Source organism: Saccharothrix sp. (genome assembly GCF_031180885.1).
Classification (GTDB): Bacteria; Actinomycetota; Actinomycetes; order Mycobacteriales; family Pseudonocardiaceae; genus Actinosynnema.
Map to the genome: position 1 here is coordinate 245,694 of NZ_JAPSLK010000002.1, position 19,650 is coordinate 265,343.

Annotated in this window: 17 protein-coding genes; 8 read left to right on the forward strand and 9 right to left on the reverse strand. The window is 71.9% G+C overall.

The features are described from left to right. The first annotated feature begins 85 nt into the window (after positions 1-85). Entirely contained in the window at positions 86-1,666 is a 1,581-nt protein-coding gene (locus RIN75_RS05355) for a cellulase family glycosylhydrolase (protein ID WP_309110639.1), read from the forward strand. A gap of 45 nt (positions 1,667-1,711) precedes the next feature. Here the strand turns inward: RIN75_RS05355 and RIN75_RS05360 are convergent, their stop codons facing one another. Further along, positions 1,712-2,182 (reverse strand): helix-turn-helix domain-containing protein, encoded by a 471-nt coding sequence (locus RIN75_RS05360; RefSeq protein WP_309110640.1) that lies wholly within the window; start codon positions 2,180-2,182, stop codon positions 1,712-1,714. A 266-nt stretch (positions 2,183-2,448) separates the two neighbouring features. Continuing rightward, positions 2,449-4,116, reverse strand: coding sequence for an AMP-binding protein (locus RIN75_RS05365; RefSeq protein WP_309110641.1), 1,668 nt, complete (start codon positions 4,114-4,116; stop codon positions 2,449-2,451). An 87-nt stretch (positions 4,117-4,203) separates the two neighbouring features. On the opposite strand from RIN75_RS05365, the gene RIN75_RS05370 reads away from it, so the two are divergent. Next, positions 4,204-5,799 (forward strand): protein kinase, encoded by a 1,596-nt coding sequence (locus RIN75_RS05370; protein ID WP_309110642.1) that lies wholly within the window; start codon positions 4,204-4,206, stop codon positions 5,797-5,799. Here RIN75_RS05370 and RIN75_RS05375 read toward each other — a convergent pair. Genes RIN75_RS05375 through RIN75_RS05390 form a run of 4 tightly spaced genes read right to left on the reverse strand, consistent with a single transcriptional unit; the run spans position 5,796 to position 12,106 of the window. After that, positions 5,796-7,838 (reverse strand): DUF3488 and transglutaminase-like domain-containing protein, encoded by a 2,043-nt coding sequence (locus RIN75_RS05375; protein ID WP_309110643.1) that lies wholly within the window; start codon positions 7,836-7,838, stop codon positions 5,796-5,798. The two genes, RIN75_RS05370 and RIN75_RS05375, sit on opposite strands and share 4 nt — an antisense overlap. Beyond that, positions 7,835-8,965 (reverse strand): DUF58 domain-containing protein, encoded by a 1,131-nt coding sequence (locus tag RIN75_RS05380; protein WP_309110644.1) that lies wholly within the window; start codon positions 8,963-8,965, stop codon positions 7,835-7,837. The genes RIN75_RS05375 and RIN75_RS05380 overlap by 4 nt, the downstream gene beginning before the upstream one ends. Next, complete coding sequence (locus tag RIN75_RS05385) at positions 8,962-9,948, reverse strand: MoxR family ATPase (RefSeq protein WP_309110645.1); 987 nt, start codon at positions 9,946-9,948, stop codon at positions 8,962-8,964. The genes RIN75_RS05380 and RIN75_RS05385 overlap by 4 nt, the downstream gene beginning before the upstream one ends. Before the next feature lie 31 nt (positions 9,949-9,979). After that, on the reverse strand, positions 9,980-12,106 hold the full coding sequence (locus tag RIN75_RS05390) for a hypothetical protein (RefSeq protein WP_309110646.1): 2,127 nt from the start codon (positions 12,104-12,106) through the stop codon (positions 9,980-9,982). Positions 12,107-12,274: 168 nt separating this feature from the next. Between RIN75_RS05390 and RIN75_RS05395 the strand changes: the two genes are divergently transcribed. Then, positions 12,275-12,937 carry a hypothetical protein gene (locus RIN75_RS05395; protein WP_309110647.1) on the forward strand — a complete coding sequence of 221 codons (663 nt, stop codon included), beginning with the start codon at positions 12,275-12,277 and terminating at the stop codon, positions 12,935-12,937. Here the strand turns inward: RIN75_RS05395 and RIN75_RS05400 are convergent. Continuing rightward, the gene (locus RIN75_RS05400; RefSeq protein WP_309110648.1) at positions 12,934-13,425 is read right to left on the reverse strand and encodes a MarR family transcriptional regulator; all 492 of its coding nucleotides are present in this window, start codon (positions 13,423-13,425) and stop codon (positions 12,934-12,936) included. The two genes, RIN75_RS05395 and RIN75_RS05400, sit on opposite strands and share 4 nt — an antisense overlap. Positions 13,426-13,515: 90 nt before the next feature. Here RIN75_RS05400 and RIN75_RS05405 point away from each other — a divergent pair, with 90 nt between their 5' ends. Both RIN75_RS05405 and RIN75_RS05410 read left to right on the forward strand, forming a co-directional pair. Continuing rightward, positions 13,516-14,061, forward strand: a complete 546-nt coding sequence (locus RIN75_RS05405; protein ID WP_309110649.1) for a YceI family protein — start codon at positions 13,516-13,518, stop codon at positions 14,059-14,061. A 286-nt stretch (positions 14,062-14,347) separates the two neighbouring features. Next, positions 14,348-14,851: an ATP-binding protein gene (locus tag RIN75_RS05410; RefSeq protein WP_309110650.1), complete on the forward strand. Its 504-nt coding sequence runs from the start codon at positions 14,348-14,350 to the stop codon at positions 14,849-14,851. A gap of 138 nt (positions 14,852-14,989) precedes the next feature. Here the strand turns inward: RIN75_RS05410 and RIN75_RS05415 are convergent, their stop codons facing one another. After that, positions 14,990-15,826, reverse strand: a complete 837-nt coding sequence (locus tag RIN75_RS05415; protein WP_309110651.1) for an EamA family transporter — start codon at positions 15,824-15,826, stop codon at positions 14,990-14,992. Positions 15,827-15,997: 171 nt separating this feature from the next. Here RIN75_RS05415 and RIN75_RS05420 point away from each other — a divergent pair, with 171 nt between their 5' ends. Next, positions 15,998-16,612, forward strand: coding sequence for a GTP pyrophosphokinase family protein (locus RIN75_RS05420; protein ID WP_309110652.1), 615 nt, complete (start codon positions 15,998-16,000; stop codon positions 16,610-16,612). A 51-nt stretch (positions 16,613-16,663) separates the two neighbouring features. Here the strand turns inward: RIN75_RS05420 and RIN75_RS05425 are convergent, their stop codons facing one another. Further along, the gene (locus tag RIN75_RS05425) at positions 16,664-17,098 is read right to left on the reverse strand and encodes a nuclear transport factor 2 family protein (protein WP_309110653.1); all 435 of its coding nucleotides are present in this window, start codon (positions 17,096-17,098) and stop codon (positions 16,664-16,666) included. Positions 17,099-17,184: 86 nt separating this feature from the next. On the opposite strand from RIN75_RS05425, the gene RIN75_RS05430 reads away from it, so the two are divergent. Beyond that, positions 17,185-17,793: a CGNR zinc finger domain-containing protein gene (locus RIN75_RS05430; RefSeq protein WP_309110654.1), complete on the forward strand. Its 609-nt coding sequence runs from the start codon at positions 17,185-17,187 to the stop codon at positions 17,791-17,793. Positions 17,794-18,317: 524 nt separating this feature from the next. Further along, on the forward strand, positions 18,318-19,583 hold the full coding sequence (locus RIN75_RS05435; protein WP_309110655.1) for a serine hydrolase domain-containing protein: 1,266 nt from the start codon (positions 18,318-18,320) through the stop codon (positions 19,581-19,583). Positions 19,584-19,650 lie beyond the last annotated feature (67 nt).

The following is a 19,650-nucleotide window of genomic DNA, read 5'->3' on the forward strand; positions in this document are numbered from 1 at the left end:
GACCACCGCTTGACACCGCCCCCGGCGGCACTACGCTCCGTCTGGGAGCGCTCCCAGAACGTCGGTCGGCTCAAAGGAGAGCGGTATGCGGCATCGGAGATCGGTGTTGGGCGCCCTGCTGGCAGCATCACTGGCTGCCGCCGGCGTGGTCGTCTCAGCGGGCGCGGAAGAAGCAACGGCCGCCACCGGCTACCTGCGGACCAGCGGCAACAAGATCGTCGACAGCGCGGGCAACACCGTCCGCCTGACCGGGATCAACTGGTTCGGCATGGAGACCGACAACAAGACCTTCCACGGCCTGTGGTCCAACCGGACGTGGAAGCAGCAGCTCGACCAGATGGCCCAGCTCGGCTACAACACCCTCCGCGTCCCGTTCTCCAACGACGCGCTCAAGCCCGACGCCAAGGCCGGCGGCGTCAACGACTACGTCAACCCCGACCTGGTGGGCCTGTCCCCGCTGCAGATCCTGGACAAGGTCGTCGGCTACGCCGGCGAGAAGGGGATGCGCGTCATCCTCGACCGCCACCGCCCGACCAGCGCCGGCCAGAGCGCCCTCTGGTACACCGCGACCGTCCCCGAGTCCACGTGGATCGAGGACTGGAAGGCCCTCGCCCGCCGGTACGCGGGCAACCCCACGGTGATCGGCGCGGACCTGCACAACGAGCCGCACGCCGAGGGCACCAACCCCAACGCGACCGGCGCGTGCTGGGGCTGCGGCGACACCGCCCGCGACTGGCGGCTGGCCGCCGAACGGGCGGGCAACGCGATCCTGTCCGTGCAGCCGGACTGGCTGATCTTCGTCGAGGGCGTGTCGTGCCCGAGCGGCGGGCTGTCCAACGTCTGGGACAACGACCCGTCCAACGACGAGGACTGCGGCTGGTGGGGCGGCAACCTGTCCAAGGCGGGCCAGTTCCCGGTCCGGCTCAACGTGCCGAACCGGCTGGTCTACTCCCCGCACGAGTACGCGACCTCGGTGTACCGCCAGAAGTGGTTCGACGCCCCGGACTACCCGGCGAACATGCCCGCCATCTGGGACAAGTACTGGGGCTACCTCTACAAGAACAACGTCGCCCCGATCATGATGGGCGAGTTCGGCAGCACCCTGGCCGACCCGAAGGACAAGGTGTGGCTGGAGAACCTGATGGCCTACACCGGCACCGGCGTCAACGGCATGTCCTTCACGTACTGGTCGTGGAACCCGAACTCCGGTGACACCGGCGGCATCGTCGGCGACGACTGGACCACGGTCAACCAGGCCAAGCAGTCGATCCTCCAGCCGTACCTGATCCCACCCGCCGGCGGCCCGACCACGACGAGCGCGACCACCACCACGGTCACCGACTCGCCGCCGCCGGGCGCGTGCAAGGCCGCGTGGAAGCTGGACAACTCCTGGCAGGGCGGGTTCCAGGGCTCGCTGACCGTGACCAACACGGGGACGTCGGCGGTGAGCCCGTGGAAGGTGGTCTTCACCCTGCCGCCGGGCGCGACCCTCGTGAACGGCTGGAACGGGACGTTCAGCCAGAGCGGGCGGACGGTGACCGTGGTGGCGCCGTCGTACAACCCAACGCTGCCCCCGGGCGGCTCGGTCGTCATCGGCTTCACCGCCAACGGGCCCTCGGGCGCGCCCTCCGGCGTGACCCTCGGCGGAGCGGCCTGCGGCGCGTGAACAGTGCCGGGCGGTGGCACCGTCCCTCGCCACCGCCCGGCACGCTCACACGTCCCGCGTCACGTGGCCGACCCGTCGCGCCTCGCGCGTGACCACCTCGGCCGGCGCCACCGCGCCCTCGCACTGCCGGCACGTCATGTGGACGTCGATCGGCCCGCCGCACTCCGCGTGTTCGGCCACCACCGGCGGCCCGGCGTCATCCCCCAGGTGCCGATCGCCCCACGCCATCAGCGACAGCAGCACCGGGACCAGCTCCCGCCCCTTCGCGGTCAACCGGTACTCGTGCCGCGGCGGCCGGTCCTGGTACTGGACGCGGTCCAGGACGCCGTGCCGCACCAGGGTCGCCAGGCGGTCGCTGAGCACGTTGCGCGCGATGGGCAGGCGCGCCAGGAACCCGTCGAACCGGGTCACCCCGCGCGCCGCGTCGCGCACGATCAACAACGTCCAGCGCTCGCCCACCACTTCCAGCGTCCGGGCGATGGAGCAGGTCTGACCGTCGTACGTGCGTCGGAGCATTCGCGCATGATAAATCGAGAACCCGCCAGAACGGGTCGGGATGCCGCGTGGACGGACCGGGACCAGCCCATCCACGCGGCCCCTTGGGCGGTGCCGGCCGGCCGACACCGCCGGCGCCGCCCGCCACGGGTCTGGGGGTCCCCGGCTGGGAGGCGCTGGCCCTGGTTTCGCGCGCCGCCGAACCTACGGGACAGGGTCCTAAAAAGCAACCAACGGATATGCTACCCGTACCTTGCCTGGTCAGCCCTTCGCCATGCGCTACCCGGTCAGCTCTTCAACGCCGGGAAGTCCTCCTCTCGGTACTCCCCCGCCACGCGTTCCCCGGTCTCCCGCCCGCGCAGCTCCACCCGGCGGATCTTGCCCGAGATCGTCTTCGGCAGGTCGGCGAACTGCACCCGCCGCACCCGCTTGTACGGGGCCAGGTTCTCCCGCGCGTGCCGCAGGATCGCGTACGCCGTCTCCTCGTCCGCCGCGTACCCGGCCGCGAGCACCACGTACGCCTTGGGCACCGCCAGCCGCACCGGGTCCGGCGCGGGCACCACCGCCGCCTCCGCCACGGCCTCGTGCTCCAGCAGGACGCTCTCCAGCTCGAACGGCGAGATCCGGTAGTCCGAAGCCTTGAACACGTCGTCCGTCCGGCCCACGTAGGTGATGTACCCGTCCTCGTCGACCGATCCGACGTCGCCGGTGTGGTAGTAGCCGTCCCGCATGACCTCGGCGGTGCGATCGGGGTCGCCGTGGTAGCCGACCATCAGGCCCAGCGGTCGCCGGGCGAGGTCCAGGCAGATCTCGCCCTCGGTGCCCGGCTGCCCGGTCACCGGGTCGACCAGGACCACCGGGTACCCCGGCACCGGACGGCCCATCGAGCCCGGCTTCACCGGCTGGCCCGGCGTGTTGGCGATCTGCACGGTGGTCTCGGTCTGCCCGAAGCCGTCCCGGATCGTCACGCCCCACGCCGCCCGCACCTGCTCGATCACCTCGGGGTTCAGCGGCTCGCCCGCGCCGACCACCTTGCGCGGCGGGGTCTTCAACGCGGTCAGGTCGGCCTGGATCAGCATCCGCCACACCGTCGGCGGCGCGCAGAAGCTGGTCACCCCGCAACGGTCCATTTCGGACATCAGCCTGGCCGCGTCGAAGCGGGAGTAGTTGTAGACGAACACCGTCGCCTCGGCGTTCCACGGCGCGAACACGTTGCTCCACGCGTGCTTCGCCCATCCCGGCGAGGAGATGTTCAGGTGCACGTCCCCGGGTTCGAGGCCGATCCAGTACATCGTCGACAGGTGACCGACCGGGTAGGACACGTGGGTGTGCTCCACGAGTTTCGGCCGCGCGGTCGTGCCGGAGGTGAAGTAGAGCAGCAGCGTGTCGTCGGCACGCGTGACCCCGGCGGGCGTGAAGACCTCCGACGCCGCAACACTCTCCGCGTAGTCCAGCCAGCCCGACACCGGCTCGCCCACGGCGATCCGCGTGTAGTCCCCGGGAACTTCGTCGAACTTCGCCGCGTCCGCGGCGCCGACCACCACGTGCCGCGCCCCGCCGCGCTCGACCCGGTCCCGCAGGTCCGCCGGCGCGAGCAGGGTCGTGGCCGGGATGACGACCGCGCCGAGCTTCATCGCGGCCAGCAGCGCCTCCCACAGCTCGACCTGGTTGCCCAGCATGAGCACCACGCGGTCGCCGCGCCGGACGCCCCGGGCGCGCAACCAGTTCGCCACCCGGTTCGACCGGCGGGACAGGTCGGCGAAGGACCAGCGGCCCTCGCGGCCGTCCTCCTCGACGATCCACAGCGCGGTCCGGTCGTTGCCGCGGGCGATGTCGTCGAACCAGTCCAGCGCCCAGTTGAACTCGTCGAGTTCGGGCCACGCGAAGCCGGCGCGGGCGGCGGCGTGGTCGGTCGCGTGGCCGAGCAGGAAGTCACGGGCGTCGCGGAAGCTCATCACCCGAGCGTGCGGCCCCGGAAAGCGCCCGACCACCCCCATTTGGAGGTGTCGGTTGGTCTTCCGGACGCCGGATAGGATTCGCTGGTGGATCCGTCCGACGACCTGAACGCCTGGGCGCCCGAGCCCACCGCCACCGCCACCCCGGCGATCAGCCTGCCCGGCTACAGCGACTTCCGGCTCGTCGCGCACGGCGGCGAGGGCACGGTCTACCGGGCGCGGCAGGACGGCCTGGGCCGGGACGTGGCGGTGAAGGTCCTGGACGTCACCGACCCGGCGACCGTGGCGCGGTTCCAGCGGGAGCTGGAGATCACCGTCCGGCTCGGGCGCCAGCACCCGCACATCGTGACCGTGCTGGACACCGGGGCCATCGCCGGGCGGCCGTGCATCGTCATGGAGTACTACGACCTGGGGTCGCTGCACGACCGGTTGGCCGAGCACGGCCCGCTGCCGGTGTCCGAGGTGGTGTCGGCCGGGATCGCGGTCGCCGACGCGCTGGCGTTCGCGCACGGGCAGGGCATCCTGCACCGGGACGTGAAGCCGCAGAACATCCTCGTGCTGCCCACGTCCTACGTGCTGGCGGACTTCGGGATCGCGCGCGGGGCGGACGCCGGGCACTCGGCGTCGCTGCAGATGGTGAGCTACCGGCACGCCGCGCCGCAGATGGTCGAGGGCCACCCGCCGGCCGCGGCGGACGACCTGTGGTCGCTGGGCTCGACCCTGTTCACCCTGCTGGACGGGCAGCCGCCGTTCGCGTCGGCCACGGCCGAGCAGGACACCATGCTCGCCTACCTGGGCCGCGTGCAGTCGTCCGCGCCGCGCTCCCTGCTGCGGCGCGACGTGCCGGCGGAGCTGATCGCGATCATCCTGCGGTGCCTGAACAAGTCCCGCGAGGACCGGTTCCCGGACGCCGCCTCGCTGCGCGCGGCCCTGGCGGCGGTGCCGACCTGGGCCCCGCAGTCCACTGTGGACCCCGACCACACGGCGGCGGTGCGCCGGGACGTGCCCCGGCACTACCCCGACGGCCCCACGATGGTCCCGGACTTCGGCCCGAGCCCCACCGCGCCCGAACCCGACCCTGTGTCAGACCCCGCACCCGCCGAGCCGCCGGCGCCGCGCACGTGGACCGAGGACCTGGCCGACCTGACCGTCCGCCACTCCTCCCACCGCCCACCGGTCCCGCCACCCGCGCCCCCGCTGGTGACCCTCCCGCCGGACCGCCCGATCCCGCCGAGGAGACCCCGGCGCGCGCCGAAGGTCCTGGCCGGTGCGGCGGCACTGGTCGTGGGCGTCGGCGGCGGCGTCTACCTGAGCACCCGGGACAACACCCCCGCGAAGACCGCCCAAACCCAGTCACCCACGACCACCACGTCCAGCGCGACCGCCGCAAGCCAGGACCCGCGTTTCGTGCCGGTCCTGAAGCGCTTGGAGGACAAGGGTTCCAGCATCACCGTGCACTGGGCCGACCCGAGCGACGGCAAGGCCCAGTTCGTGATCTTCGACGTGACCGGCCAGACCCCGCGCGGCGTGGGCAACATCGCCGCCGGAAACACCCAGCACACCGTGGAAGGGCTGGACCCGAAGGCCGAGCAGTACTGCTTCAAGGTCGTCGCCATCGGCCTGGAGGACTCGACCACCCAACGCGGCTCCTCCGACCAGACCTGCGCCGTCCGCAACGGCTAACGGCGACGCCAGAGGGGACGCGGGTCCAGCGGCCACAGCAACCGCCGTGGCCACCGCGTCCGCCGCTTCAAACCGCTGGTCACCACCCGGGCCAACCGCCACGGCTCCGACCCACCCACCACGCGCCCGCCCGGCCCGAACGCGGAGTAGTCGGCCAGTTCGGCCAAGCGCAGCGCGGGCGGCGACCCCATGTCCCGCGCGATGTCGGGAGCCGTCCGGTCGGGCGGCGGACTATGACCGGCCAGCAGCAACCCGTCCAGCACGTGGTCCCAGGCGCCCGGCGCGCCCGCCCGCTTCAACCGGACCCGGCGACTCGTCCGCAAGCCGACCAGCATGACCGAGATCAACACCGGAATCCCGGCCGGCACCAGCAAACCCACCCACTGGCGGGACTCCCGGGTGGTCGCCTGGGCCTGCGGTGGAGCCGTGGGAGGCACGAAAGGCGGTGGCGCGGACAACGCGGTCGTGGTCGGGGTCGCGGTGATGGACGCCAAGCGGTCCAACACCTCCCGCTTGGCCGCCGCGCTCGAACCGCCCGAGGACGTGCCCGCCAGCGGGTCGAACGGCACCCAGCCCCAGCCCTCGAAGTACACCTCCGGCCACGCCGTCGCGTCACTGCCCCGCACCACGCGCTCTTCGTCGCCGCCCGCCGGCTGGAACCCCACCACGACCCGCGTCGGCAACCCGACCGCCCGCCCCAGCACGGCGAACGCCGACGCGAACTGCTCGGCGGTCCCCGCACCCGCGCCCGGCTCCCCTTGCGCACCAAAGAGGAACCGCTCCAGCCGCGCGTAGGACGACCCCACGGGCGCGCCCGCGTCCGGGACCCGACCGGTCTTCACCACCTGCTCGATCGCCACCGCCCGCTCGAACGGCGTCCGCGCGTTCTGCACGATCTGCCGCGCGTACTCGGCCAACGAGAACGGCAGCCCCGGCAGCGCCAGGTACCGCCGCGCCCGGTCCCCCGACGGCACGCCGGCCCGCATCAGGTCCCCGTCCTCGGGCACGTCCACGACCCCGCGCACCCGGTAGGACAACCCCGGCGACAGCTCGTCCAGCAGCACCAACGACCCCGAGTCCGGGTCGACCATCGCCCCGTCCAGCGTCACCGACGTCGGACGCCCCACCGTGGGCACCCAACTGCCGGTCAGCTCGCCGATGGTCACCTCCACGTCGGCCTCCGCGGTGCGCCCGCCGGGCGGCAGGTCCGGGGCGGCGACGGCGCCGATCGGCCCGTACAGCGACGCCGCCCGCCACGCCGCGCCGGAGTAGTCCGACAGCGCCGCGAGCCGGATCGCCCGCTCCGGACCGCGCACCCGGAACAGCTCGACCGGCCCGAGGTTCGCCCAGGAGGCCAACTGCGGCAACGGGTTCGACACGCCCAGGTCGGTCACCGGCGGCTCGACGAGTTCGCGCGGCTCGAACGCGCCGGAGGTCGGCACGGCCGACGCCAGCAGCGCCACCACCGCGATCGGCACGAACGGCAGCGCCGTCAGCACCCGGCCCCCGGTCTCCAGCCGGTCGAGCAGCAACCAGCCCAGCACCAGCAAAGCGACCAGCAGCAGCGCCACCAGCCCGTACCGGTCGGCGCGCCCGGCGGTCAGCAAAGCGGTGCACGTGTAGAGGACGACCACGCCGACCGCGGGTCCCAGCAGGGAACGGCCGGTCACCGACACCGCGACCGCCAGCGCGATCCCGAACACCAGCAGCACGCCCGGCACCAGCAGCTCCGGCGTCGCGGGCGCGGGACGGGCGGCGGTCAGCAGGCGCGGGACCAGGTCGAGCAGGACGGTGCTCGGGTCGGTCGTCTCGGCGGTGTCGCGGGCCACCCAGTACCCGCCGGCCAGCGCGAACGCCACCAGGCACAGCAGGGTCAACCCGGCCGGCACCCGCCGCCACCGCACCAGCGGCCCGCACGCGAACGCCACCACCACGGTGCCGGAGAACACCAGCGCGGGCAGCCACCCCTGCCACCCCGACCCGAGGTGGATCGCCGCCACCACGAGCACCAGCGCCGCCCAGGCCGACCTCGCGATCACCGGGACACCGCCGCGTTCCACGCCGACAGCAACGACTCCGCGTCCGGGGCCCGCAGCACCAGCACCCCGCCGGACGCCGAGATCCCCGCCACCGCGTCAACGGCCAGCACCACGCCCACCGACGCCCGCGAAGCCTCCAGCGTCAACGCCGACAGGTCCGACGAGGACCCGCACACCACCGCCACCACGTCGAGGTCCCGGATCGGCACCGTCGACGCGCCCGAGGACCCCGCCGTCATCTCGGCCAGCACCGCCAGCACGGCGGACGCGTCGACCGAGCCCGCAGCGACCTCCACGTCCACCCCGCCCGACGACGTCAGCAGCCGCACCGGGTGGCCCTCCGCCACCGCGACCGTCACCAGGGAGGCAGCCACTTCGACCGCGTCCTCGAAGTGCGCGGGGTCCGGGTAGCCGGCGGCGGAGTCGTCCAGCAGCACGGCCAGGTGCGGTCGGGCCGGGTCGGCGTCCTCGCGGACCATCAGCGTGCCGGTGCGGGCGGACGTGGCCCAGTGCAGCCGGCGCAGGTCGTCGCCGGGCACGTACTCGCGCAACCCCACCAGGTCCGTGCCGCCGCGCTCGACCCGCTCGTCCGCGCCGACGTGCCCGCGCCGCACCCCGCCGGGCAGGCCGCGCACCGGCAGCACGCGCGGCACGACCCGCACCTCCACCACGTCACCGAGCACGGTCCGGGCCAGCGCCAGACCCGCCACGCCCCGGCGGCTCAACGTCAACGGCCCCACCGGGAGCAGCCCGCGCGCGTGCGTCGGGATCGGGTACTCGACCCTGACCGTCTGCCCCGGCCGCAGCAACGGGATGTCCACCGGCACGGCGTTCCCGGCGACCTGGTCGACCGCGTCGAACATCACCGGAAAACGCTTGCTGGTTCCGGTCAGCTCAACGACTCCGGTGCACGTGCCCAACCGCTGCACGGTCCGCGGCCGCACGGTCCGGCGCGGCTCGACCGGAGCCCGCGACAACACCGACAGCACCCCGAACCCGGCCAACGCCGGCAGCGCCACACCCATCCCGACCACGCCCGGGTACCGCCACCACAGCCCGACCGCCACCAGCAGCACGCCGAGGACCACCGCGCCCAACCCGCGCCGGGTCAGCCGCACGCCCCTCATCGCGAGGACGGTCTGGGCACCGCCACGCCCGCCACGACGTCCTGGAGCACCTGCTCCGTGGTGACCCCGGCCAGTTGGGCTTCCCGGGTCAACACCAGCCGGTGCGCCAGCACGGGCACGATCAGCGCCTGCACGTCACCGGGCACCGCGAAGTGCCGCCCGCGCGAGGCCGCGAAGACCTGCACGCACCGCACCAAAGCCTTGAGCCCGCGGGTGCTCGCGCCCAGCCGCAACCGGTCGTCGGCCCGCGTGGCCGCGCCCAGTTCGCCGACGTAGCGCAGGATCGGGTCCGCCACGTGCAGGGTCTGCAACCGGCGGCCGTACTCCGCCACCACGTGCGGGTTGGACACCGTCGGCACCGCGCCGACGAACCCCGCGCCGCTGCCCGGCCGCAGCACGTCCAGCTCATGCTCTCGCGACGGGTAGCCGATGGAGGTGCGCAGCATGAACCGGTCCAACTGCGCCTCGGGCAACCGGTAGGTGCCGTCGAGGTCGATCGGGTTCTGGGTGGCGACCACCAGGAAGGGCGCGGGCACCGCGTGCGCCACGCCGTCCACGGTGACCGTGCGCTCCTCCATGACCTCCAGCAGCGCGGACTGGGTCTTGGCGGCGGCGCGGTTGATCTCGTCGGCCAGCACGATGTTGGCGAACACCGGGCCGGGCCGGAACTTCACCTGCCCGGTCTGCGGGTCGTAGACCGAGGTGCCGGTCACGTCCGAGGGCAGCAGGTCCGGGGTGAACTGCACGCGCCGCGACACCCCGCCCAGCGCGCCCGCGACCGCGCGGGCCAGCGTGGTCTTGCCGGTGCCGGGCACGTCCTCCAGCAGCACGTGGCCGCCCGCGAACAGCGACACCAGGACGAGGTCCACCACGTCCCGCTTGCCCCGGACCGCGGTCTCCACCGCGTCCCCGAGCCTTGCGTGCAGCACGCGGAACGCCGCGATCTCGTCCTCGCCGACCGCCGGAACCGCCGTTGTCGTCACTTCTGCGCCGTACCCCTCGTCGAGCCTTCGATCACCGTTCGTCCTCGGGGCGCTTGCGGTTGCGCAGACCCAGCAGCCACGCCGCCGCCAGCAGCGCCAGACCGCCGGTCGCCATCGGGGCCGTCTCGGCGCGCGGGGCGCTGCGCGGCTGGCAGATCCGGCCGCCGCCACAGGGTTCGGTCTCCAGGTCGCGCACGGTCACGCTGCGGTGGTAGGAGTCGACCGACTGCCCGCCCGCGTGCGCCCGCACGACGATCCGGTTCGTGCCGTAGTCCACGTAGATCTCGACGGACCCACCGCTGCACGCGATCGGCACCGACGTGCCCCACGTGGTGTTGACGACCTCGCACGTGCCGCTGTGGTTGGCCCAGTCGGCCGGCGGCGCGGTGTTGACGATCCGGCTGAACATGTCGCCGGTCGCGCCCACGGACGAGATCACGACCGCGCCCGCGCTGGGCAGGCTGGGCGGCGGCGGTGTGGTGGTCGTGGTCGGCTGGGGCTGCGGCGGGGGCGTGGTCGTCGTGGTGGTCGGCCGCGGCTGGGTGGTCGTGGGCGCCACGGCCGGCGGGCGCACCGAGAACGACGCCGTCCCGGCCTCGCCGGAGCCCGACGCGTTGTAGGCCACCACGGACACGTCGAGCCGCCCGCTGGCGCAGAACGTGCCGCCCGCGCAGGACAGCGACAGGTCCGCGGACGTCCCGGCCACCTGCGTGGTCTTGCTGCCGCCGCTGAACCCGCCGCTCGCGGTCACCGAGTAGCCGGACACCGGTTCGCCGCTGTCCGGCGCGACGCCCCACGTCACGCGGACCACGACGGTGGAGCCGTCGTTGGACACCTGGTTCACCGCCACCCCCGGCGGCCGGCCGGGCGCGACGCCCTTCACCCCGGCGCTCGGGGTGGTCGTGACGGGCACGTCGGTGGTCGTCGTCGGGTCGCCACCGCCGCGCCGGTCGTCGTTCTTGGGCGGGTCGGGCCTGGGCGGCGGCGGGCTGGGGACGCTCGGGATGGGCGAGCGGTCCGGGTCGGTCACCGGGAGTTCGGGGCTGCGGATCACCACGTCCTTGGTGCGGCCGTCGGTGTCGACGATGACGCCGTTGGCCGCGCCGGGGGTGTTGATGAACAGCTTGCCGTCGTCGAACACCAGCTCTGGGTCGTTGCCGGGCGCGGGCACGTCCTGGCTGCCGCGCTTGCCCGACCGGTCCAGCACGACGACCTTGCCCGCGCCGCGGCACGGCACGTAGACGCGGTCGCGGAACACGGCGGGCCGACCGGGCCGGGCGCAGCCGTACTGGTTCATGTCGACGCGGACCACGTCGTCGTCCGACACCAGGACCACCGCGCCGGCGTCGGGCACCGAGGCGGGCACCAGGCCGGGCGGGCTGGTCTGGGCGGCCAGCACCTCGCCGGACAGCGAGTCGGTGCCCAGGGTGAGGTCGCGGGTGGTGCCGTCGCGGACGACCACGCCGCCCTCCAGGCCGAGCAGGGTCACGCCGCGCTCGTGGGGCACCAGCGCGGTGCGCGGGCCGGCGCCGGGCACCGGCCGGTTGGACAGCTCGCGGAACTGCTCGACGTCCTCGGCCCACTCCAGCGCGTGCAGGTTGCCGCCGTGGTCGACCGCCCACACCACGCCCCGGTCGTCGGTGACGACGTCGGCCAGCGGCCGGCCCACCCGCCACGGCGCGCCGACGTCGGCGAGGGTGACCGGGTCGACGTTGTGGACGGTGCCCGCGTCGCGGTCGACCACGTAGATCCGGTCGTCGACGATCAGCACCTTCGGCGACTGCCCGGCCGGCGCCTGCCGACGGCCGCCGGCCAGCAGCGTGGCGAGGTCGATCACGGTGATCTGGCCGGTGCGGCGGTCCAGGACGATCAGCTTGTCGTCGGACTGCGCGATCTCCAGCCGGGCGTCGCCGCCGCTGACCTGCAGGCGGGTCTGCGGTTTGCCCGAACTCGGGTTGACCTGCACAACCTCGCCGCGCTCGTCGTCACCCAGCCACGTCAGCCCGTCGGAGACGTCGACCGCGGTGCGCGCGATCCCGTTCCCCAGCGCCGCGCCGACCAGCAGCAACACACCCAGCGACGCGGCCGTGGCACTCGCCGACCGGCGGCGGCCCAGGTCCGCGACGCGGCGCGCGATCGATCCCAGCTTTAACCCCACGCGCGGATGCTAACGCCCTCCTATGACACTTCGGAGAAGACTCTTCGGCCCTGCTCCGACCGGCCCACAAGGCCTTCGGCCGGATGCGTCCACTTCGGACCGTTCCCCCCTCCCGGGAGGGAAGCCGGATTACCCTCCGACAGGGGCAGCACTTCCGGGGGGATCCGCATGAAACGCCTACTCGCCATCGCGCTCTTGCTGACGACCGCCTGCACAGGCACGCCGCCGCCGGCCCCGTCCTCGACACCACCCCCGTCGACCACCACGACGGTCCCCACGACGACCACCACCACCGGCATCAACGCCGAGTCCGCACCCCTGAAGATCAAGTCCTACGCGATCCCGGTGGACGGCATGGCCGGGATCGGCCTCCCGACCGGCGCGGACGACCGGACCGCGGGCAAGTGGTTGCCGCCTTCGCCGTGCGTCCGGAGCGACGTCGAGGTCGACCACGGCTACTACATCAACTTCGTCCGCCGCTGGGAGGGCGAGAAGTTCCGCGCGGACCAGCTCGTCACGTGGTTCGAGGACAAGACCGGTGCCGAGGTGATCGCCAAGATCAAGCAGGACGCGGAGTCGTGCGAGGAGTACCAGTGGAACGACCGGACCATGGTGGTCACCGCCCCGGTGACCCTGCCGCAGATGTCCGACCTGGACGCGAGTTACGCGGTGTGCGAGGGGGACGACTACTGGGCGATCTGCTACGCCCTGCTCGCCCGGGGAAACGTCGTGTCGGTCATCTCGGTCGACGGCGGCCTGACCGACCTGGAACTGCTGGACAAGCTGCGCATCGTCGTGCCGCCCACCGCGGCGGCCATCATGGCGGGCTAGAACTCGCCGATCTCCGCGCGGACCTGGGCGCACTCGGTCTGCAGGCCCTTCTCGATGGCCCGGCTGATGTCCTCCAGCGACCGCAACTGGTCCGGGGTGAGCACGTCGAACAGGTGCTCGCGCACCGCCGTGACGTGCCCCGGGGTAGCCGCTTCCAGCACGGCGAACCCGCGGTCGGTGAGCACGGCGATGGAGCCGCGCCGGTCCGACGGGCACGCCTGCCGCTGCACCCAGCCCTCCTTCTCCAGCTTGGCCACCGCGTGCGAGAGGCGGCTGCGGGAGGAGTGGCAGACCAGGGCCAGTTCGCTCATCCGCAGCGATCTGCCGGGCGCCTCGGACAGTGCGACCAGGATCTCGTAGTACGCGACCGGCATCCGGGAGTCGCGCTGCAACTGCCGGTCGAGGTGTTCGGTGAACTTGGTCACGGCGGTCATGAAGCCGCGCCAAATCCGCTGTTCATCGGCGTTCAGCCACCGCACGTCGCTCATGCTCCCATCATACGGGCCTTGTTGAACTCTCAACCAGGATGCGCTATGTTCGGTTGAGAGTTCAACCAGACCGAGCGAGAAGGACTTCACATGACCACGCAGACCGTGCAGATCCCCGGCTACATCGCGGGCACGTGGGCGATCGACCCGGTGCACTCCGACGTCTCCTTCGTGGTCCGCCACCTCGGCATCTCCAAGGTCCGCGGCCACTTCGACACGTTCGAGGGCCAGATCGTGACCGCGGAGAACCCGCTGGAGTCGTCCGTCACCGCCAAGATCGAGACGGCGTCGATCAACACCAAGAACGAGGCGCGCGACGCGCACGTCCGCAACGAGGACTTCCTGGACGTCGAGAAGTACCCGGAGCTGACCTTCACCTCCACCGGCGTGCGCGCCAACGGCGAGGGCTTCGTCGTCGACGGCGAGCTGACCCTGCGCGGCGTGACCAAGGCCGTCGAGCTGGAGCTGGAGCTGAACGGCTTCGGCGACGGCTTCGAGGGCGCCAAGGTCGCGGGCTTCTCCGCCAGCACCGAGATCAGCCGCAAGGACTTCGGCGTGACCGGCGGCGCGGCGGGCGCGGCCGTCGGCGACAAGATCACCATCCTGCTCGAGATCGAGGCCGTGCTGCAGGCCTGAGCACACCCTTCGAAGGGGCCTGACCGGTGATCCGGACGGGCCCCTTTCGCATGCACATACAGTAGTTCCGGTCGCTGGATCGAGTGACCCCCCGATATTCCACCCCGAACGTCATTTCGATACCGTCTGAGACCTTCCAGGCACGAACCGTGAACCACCGGCCCGCTCCGCCCGTACTAATGGACACGTTCCGCTCACGGTGTCTAGACCACGTGGGTGACACGGGCCGTATTCATGGCACCATCTGGCGCAACATGCGGCTGGACGCCCGGCGAGGAGGATCGGTGTGAACGCCCGGACCGAACAGGTCGACGACATTCGACTCGTCGCGCTGCCCACCGCGGTCAACGTCGCGGACATGTTCGTGCGCTTCTCGCTCGGCGAGTGGCGCCTGCGCTCCATGCAGGACGAGGCCTCCCAAACGGCCCGCCGCCTGGTGGCCGCCGCGGTCGACGTGGCCGACCCGCGCGTCCCCGGCTTCCTGCTGGTGCGCCTCCGCCTGAGCGGCAGCTCCCTGGTGGTCGAGGTGGAAGGCAACCGCGTCGCCCTCCCCCCAGAGCTGGCCGGCGCCCGCGCGGGCCTGGTGGACCTCACCGCCGGCGGCCGCCTGGCCTGGTGCGAACTCACGCTGCCGTCCGGCATGAACGCCTCCTCCGTCCCCCTCCCCCGCCGCGAACCCCGCCGCTCCCCCGCCGCGGAGGCCCTGGGCGACGAACCCGAGGTCGACCCCGAGGTCATCCAACGCATCCTCTACGGCCTGGGCGGCGCCATGGACCGCCACCAGGACTGACCAGCACCACTTTTAGTCGGTCCCCCGCGTAGTCGGTCCCCGTGAGATGATCGAGACGGGGGCCGGAGGCCACCCGGCCGCGCGCCACCCGCACGGCCGGGCACCCCATTTCCGCAGCTCAGCGCCCCAACGTGACCCTCATCGAGCCAACGCCGCCAGCGCCACCGCCAACACGGCCATGCCGCACCACGACACCACCGGCAACCGCTCCCCCAACACCACCACACCCAACACCGCCGCCACCGCCGGCTCTGCCAGGGTCAACGTGGTAGCCGCAGCCGCCGAAGTGTGCCGAAGCCCACGCCCGAACAGCAGGTAAGCCAGGAACGTGGTGAACACCGACAGGTGCGCCACCACCGCCACCCCGGCCCCCTCACCCAGCCACGAAACCCCCAACACCAACAACACGGGCAACGTCAACACCGACGCCCCGCCGAAAACCGTCCCCACCACCGCACGCGACGGGTGCCCGCGCCCGATGAGGTGCGCGCACACCACCGAGTACACGGCGTAGGACAGCCCGGCGACCACGGCCAACCCGACCCCGACCAGGTCGACGTGCGCCTCCCCGCCACCGAGCACGAGCGCCGCACACCCCCCGACCGCGGTCAACGTCACCACTGGCCGGGACCTGATCCCCAGCACGATCGGCGCGGTGGCCAGCGCCACGGTTGTGGCCACCGCCACCCCGGTACGCGCGACCGCCGGGTAGAACGCCAACGCATACCCGGCCACAGTGACCGAACCGACCAACAACAACCTCCAGTCGGCCCGAGCGATCACCTCCCGGGTCCCGCCGGCGGTCAGGAAAAGCAACAGCCCACCGACCACCAGCCCTGCCGCGCCGACCGCCGAAGCGGGTGCGGACGCGGGGGCCAGTGAGCTGACGGTGCCGGTAGTGCCCCACAGGAAGCACGCGCCCAGGATGGGCAGCGGTCCGTGGGTGAAGCGTGCTCGAAGCACAGTCGATGACACGTGTTCTCCGTTCGCGGAAGTCCGAAAAAGGGCGCGAACGGGCGCACGGCGACAAGCCGAGCGTCAAAGGAAGATTGCCGCGGGTGCGCCCGTCAGGCGGCCGGCGGCGGCAGAACGACGTGCCAGTGGGTGTTCACGTCCGGCATCGTAGCTGATCGGTACGCTGGGATCATGGAGACGGGCGTCGCCGACGACCTGCTGCGGCGGTCCCTGGTGGTGTACAAGTTCGCGGTCGAGGAGCTGATGACGAAGCTCCGCATCCTCAGCGAGGAGTTCGACCTCGTCCACCAGCACGACCCGATCGAGCACATCACCCAGCGCGTGAAGCGCCCGGACGCGATCCTGGACAAGCTCCGCCGCAAGGGCCTGCCCCCGGACCTGGCCCTGGCCGCCGAGCACCTCGACGACGTGGCGGGCGTGCGCGTGGTGTGCCCCTTCGTCTCCGACGTCTACCGCGTCCGCGACATGCTGGCCCGCCAGAACGACGTCGAGATCCTGAAGACCAAGGACTACATCGCCGCGCCCAAGCCGAACGGCTACCGCAGCCTGCACCTGATCGTCCGCATCCCGGTCTTCCTGTCCGACCGCGTGGAGCACGTGAAGGTGGAGGTCCAGCTGCGCACCATCGCCATGGACTTCTGGGCGACCCTGGAGCACAAGCTGTTCTACAAGTACGACGACCAGGTCCCGAGCGGCTTCGTGGAGGAACTCACCAACACGGCCGCCATAGCGGCCGAACTCGACTCCCGCATGGAGTCCCTGCACCAACGCGTCCACCACGACTGACCCGCAGGCCGCCGACGCACACCACCACCCCGACCGCCCGCGCGCTCTCCCTCAGCTCAACGGGATCTCGAAGTCCGACAACGGGTCGATCCGCCGGTCGTCCACCCCGATCCGCACGTCGTTGATGCTCGCCTCACGCCGCCGCATCAGCCCGTCCGCCGCGAACTCCCAGTTCTCGTTGCCGTAGCTGCGCCACCACTGCCCCTCGTCGTCGTGCCACTCGTACTGGAAGCGCACGGCGATCCGGTTGCCCCCGAACGCCCACAGCGACTTCCGCAGCACGTACTCGTGCTCCCGCTCCCACTTCCGCGTCAGGAACGCGACGATCTCGTCCCGCCCCGTCACGAACTCGGACCTGTTGCGCCACACCGAATCCGGCGTGTACGCGGCCGCCACCCGCTGCGGGTCGCGGGTGTTCCAGGCGTCCTGCGCGGCCCGGACCTTGCGGCGGGCGGTCTCCTCGTCGAACGGCGGCACCAGGCTCACGAACAACACCCCTTCTAACGTTTAGATCAACAGGCAAACGTTAGAACACAGCCCTAACGCATGCAACCCCGTGTTACCGTGAGGCCGTGCTGCCCAACGAACCCCGCCCAGTCCGCCTGATGAACACCATCTGGGCCGATCGCTCCGGGCTGCACGACGACCTCACCACCACTGACGGCCTCACCACTTGGCTGGGCGGCACCCCGGTCACCGCAGACGACCTCGATGCGTTCCGCACCCTCCGCCAAGCCCTCCGCGACCTGGCCGCCACCCTCACCAACGACACCCGCCCCATCGCCACCACCCACAACGAAACCGCCACCCACGACCGGACCGCCGCCCACAACGGAACCGCCACCCACAACCGGATCGCCGCCCACGACCGCGCCGTCGCCACCATCAACGCCGCCGTCCGCCGCGCCACCACCTGGCCACAACTCGAACTCCAGGACGGCGAACTCCACCGCCGCACCACCACCGACGCCCCACCGGCAACCGCGACCCTCGCCGCCACCGCCGCCGAGGCCGTCGAGATGTTCACCGGCCCCGACCGCACCCTCCTGCGCGCCTGCTACGCCCCGGGCTGCGTCCTGTACTTCGTCAAGGACCACCCGCGCCGCGAATGGTGCTCGCCGGCCTGCGGCAACCGCGTCCGCGCCGCCCGCCACTACCGCCGCACCCGAACCGGCGAGTAACCGCGAACACCCCCACACCAGACCGACGCGAACAACCCCACGTCGGACCGGCGCGAACAACCCCACGTCGGACCGGCGCGAACAACCCACGCCAGACCGGCGGGCAACCGCGAACAACCCACCACCGAACCGGCGAGTAACCACAAACGACGACCGTCGCCCCTTGGTTACGCCCGCCACCGCATTTCTTCGGGACCACGCCACAACTCTGTTAAATACACTTCGTGAGTCCATCCAGTGGACACCTCCGCCACCGGCCCACCCCGACGCAGGAAACTTTACACTCGACCGCGAATAGACCGCGCATATCCCCGCCGAAGCCCTCCGATTTACGGAACCGGCCAGTCCAAACCAGGCCATTCGAGTGAAACCGGCCAAAGCCGCCGGAAACGACCGGTTACTTCCACAGAAACCGGGGAATCTTAATTCGGCAGATGCTCCGTTCGGCGGTCGCGTGACGCCCGGAACGGACGTCAACGTAGGTCCGCGACCAAATGGTCCATTCGCACAAAGGATCCCCTTCGATGAACACCGAACAGATCGCCCGTCGATTAGCCGGCCTGGTCGACGAGCACCTCGTGCCCGGCGCCCAGTTCGCCGTGCACCGCCCCGGTGAAGGGCTCTGGACCACCACGATCGGTCTCCCCGCCGACGCGGCCGTGCCCATCGGGTCGATCACCAAGACCTTCACCGCGACCGTCGCGATGGCCCTGGTCTCCGACGGCGACCTCGACCTCGACGCGCCGCTGCCCGACGTCGGGCTCCCCCTCACCCTGCGCCAACTGCTCAGCCACACCGGCGGCCTGCCGTCCGACCCCGACGACGTCCACGGCACCTCCCTGCGCCGCCACGCCCTCGAAGCGTGCCGCACGCTGGTGCCGCTGCACCGCCCCGGCGCCGGCTTCTCCTACTCCAACATCGGCTACGTCCTGGTCGGTCACCTCATCGAGCAGGCGACCGGGATGTCCTGGTGGGAGGCGGTGGACGCGGTGCTGCTGCGCCCGCTGGGCCTGCGCCCGCGGTTCACCGTCGGCCCCGACACCGACCGCGCCACCGTGCCCGGCCACGCCGTCAACTCCACGACGAAACGCGTCACCCCGGTGCGCCAGTCCCTGGCCCTGGTGGACGCGCCGGCGGGCGCGCTGGCCGCCGGCGCCACCGACCTGGTCACCTTCGGGCGCATGCTCGCGGGCGCGCCGCCCAGCCTCGTCGACGCCGACGACCTCGACCTGATGCGCGCGCCGGTGCGGCACGCCGAGCCGTTCGGCATGGCCGACGGCTGGGGGCTGGGCCTGGCCCTCTACGAGCGCGACGGCACGGTCTGGGTCGGCCACGACGGCACCGCCGACGGCACCTCGTGCCACCTCCGGATCAACCCCGACGACGGCACCGTGGTGGCGCTGACCACCAACGGCAGCAGCGGCTTCGCGCTGTGGCGGGACCTCGTCCCCGAATTGGCGGAGGCCGGTCTGCCGGTCGGCGATTACGACGGATTCCGCGCGCTGCGCCGCCGCATCCCGCCCCCGCCGGACTGCGCGGGCCGGTTCCGCAACGGCGACACCGAATACAAGGTGCGGCCGGCCGACCGCGAGGTGCTGAAGCTCACGGTGGACGGCGAGCCGTTCGCGGACCTGTCGTTGTTCGACGGCCTGCTGTTCGCGATGCGTGATTCCGACACCGGCGACACGAGCCAAACGGGACGTTTCCTGCGGGACCCGCAGGGCGGCGCGATCGAGTGGATCCAGATCGGTGGCCGATTGGCCCGCAGGCAGGTCCCGGAAATGGTCTGAAAAGCGCGTTTGAACCCCGAAAAAGCGGGTAAGGCCGCACCCGCTCTCCCCCTGATCCCGCAGAAAG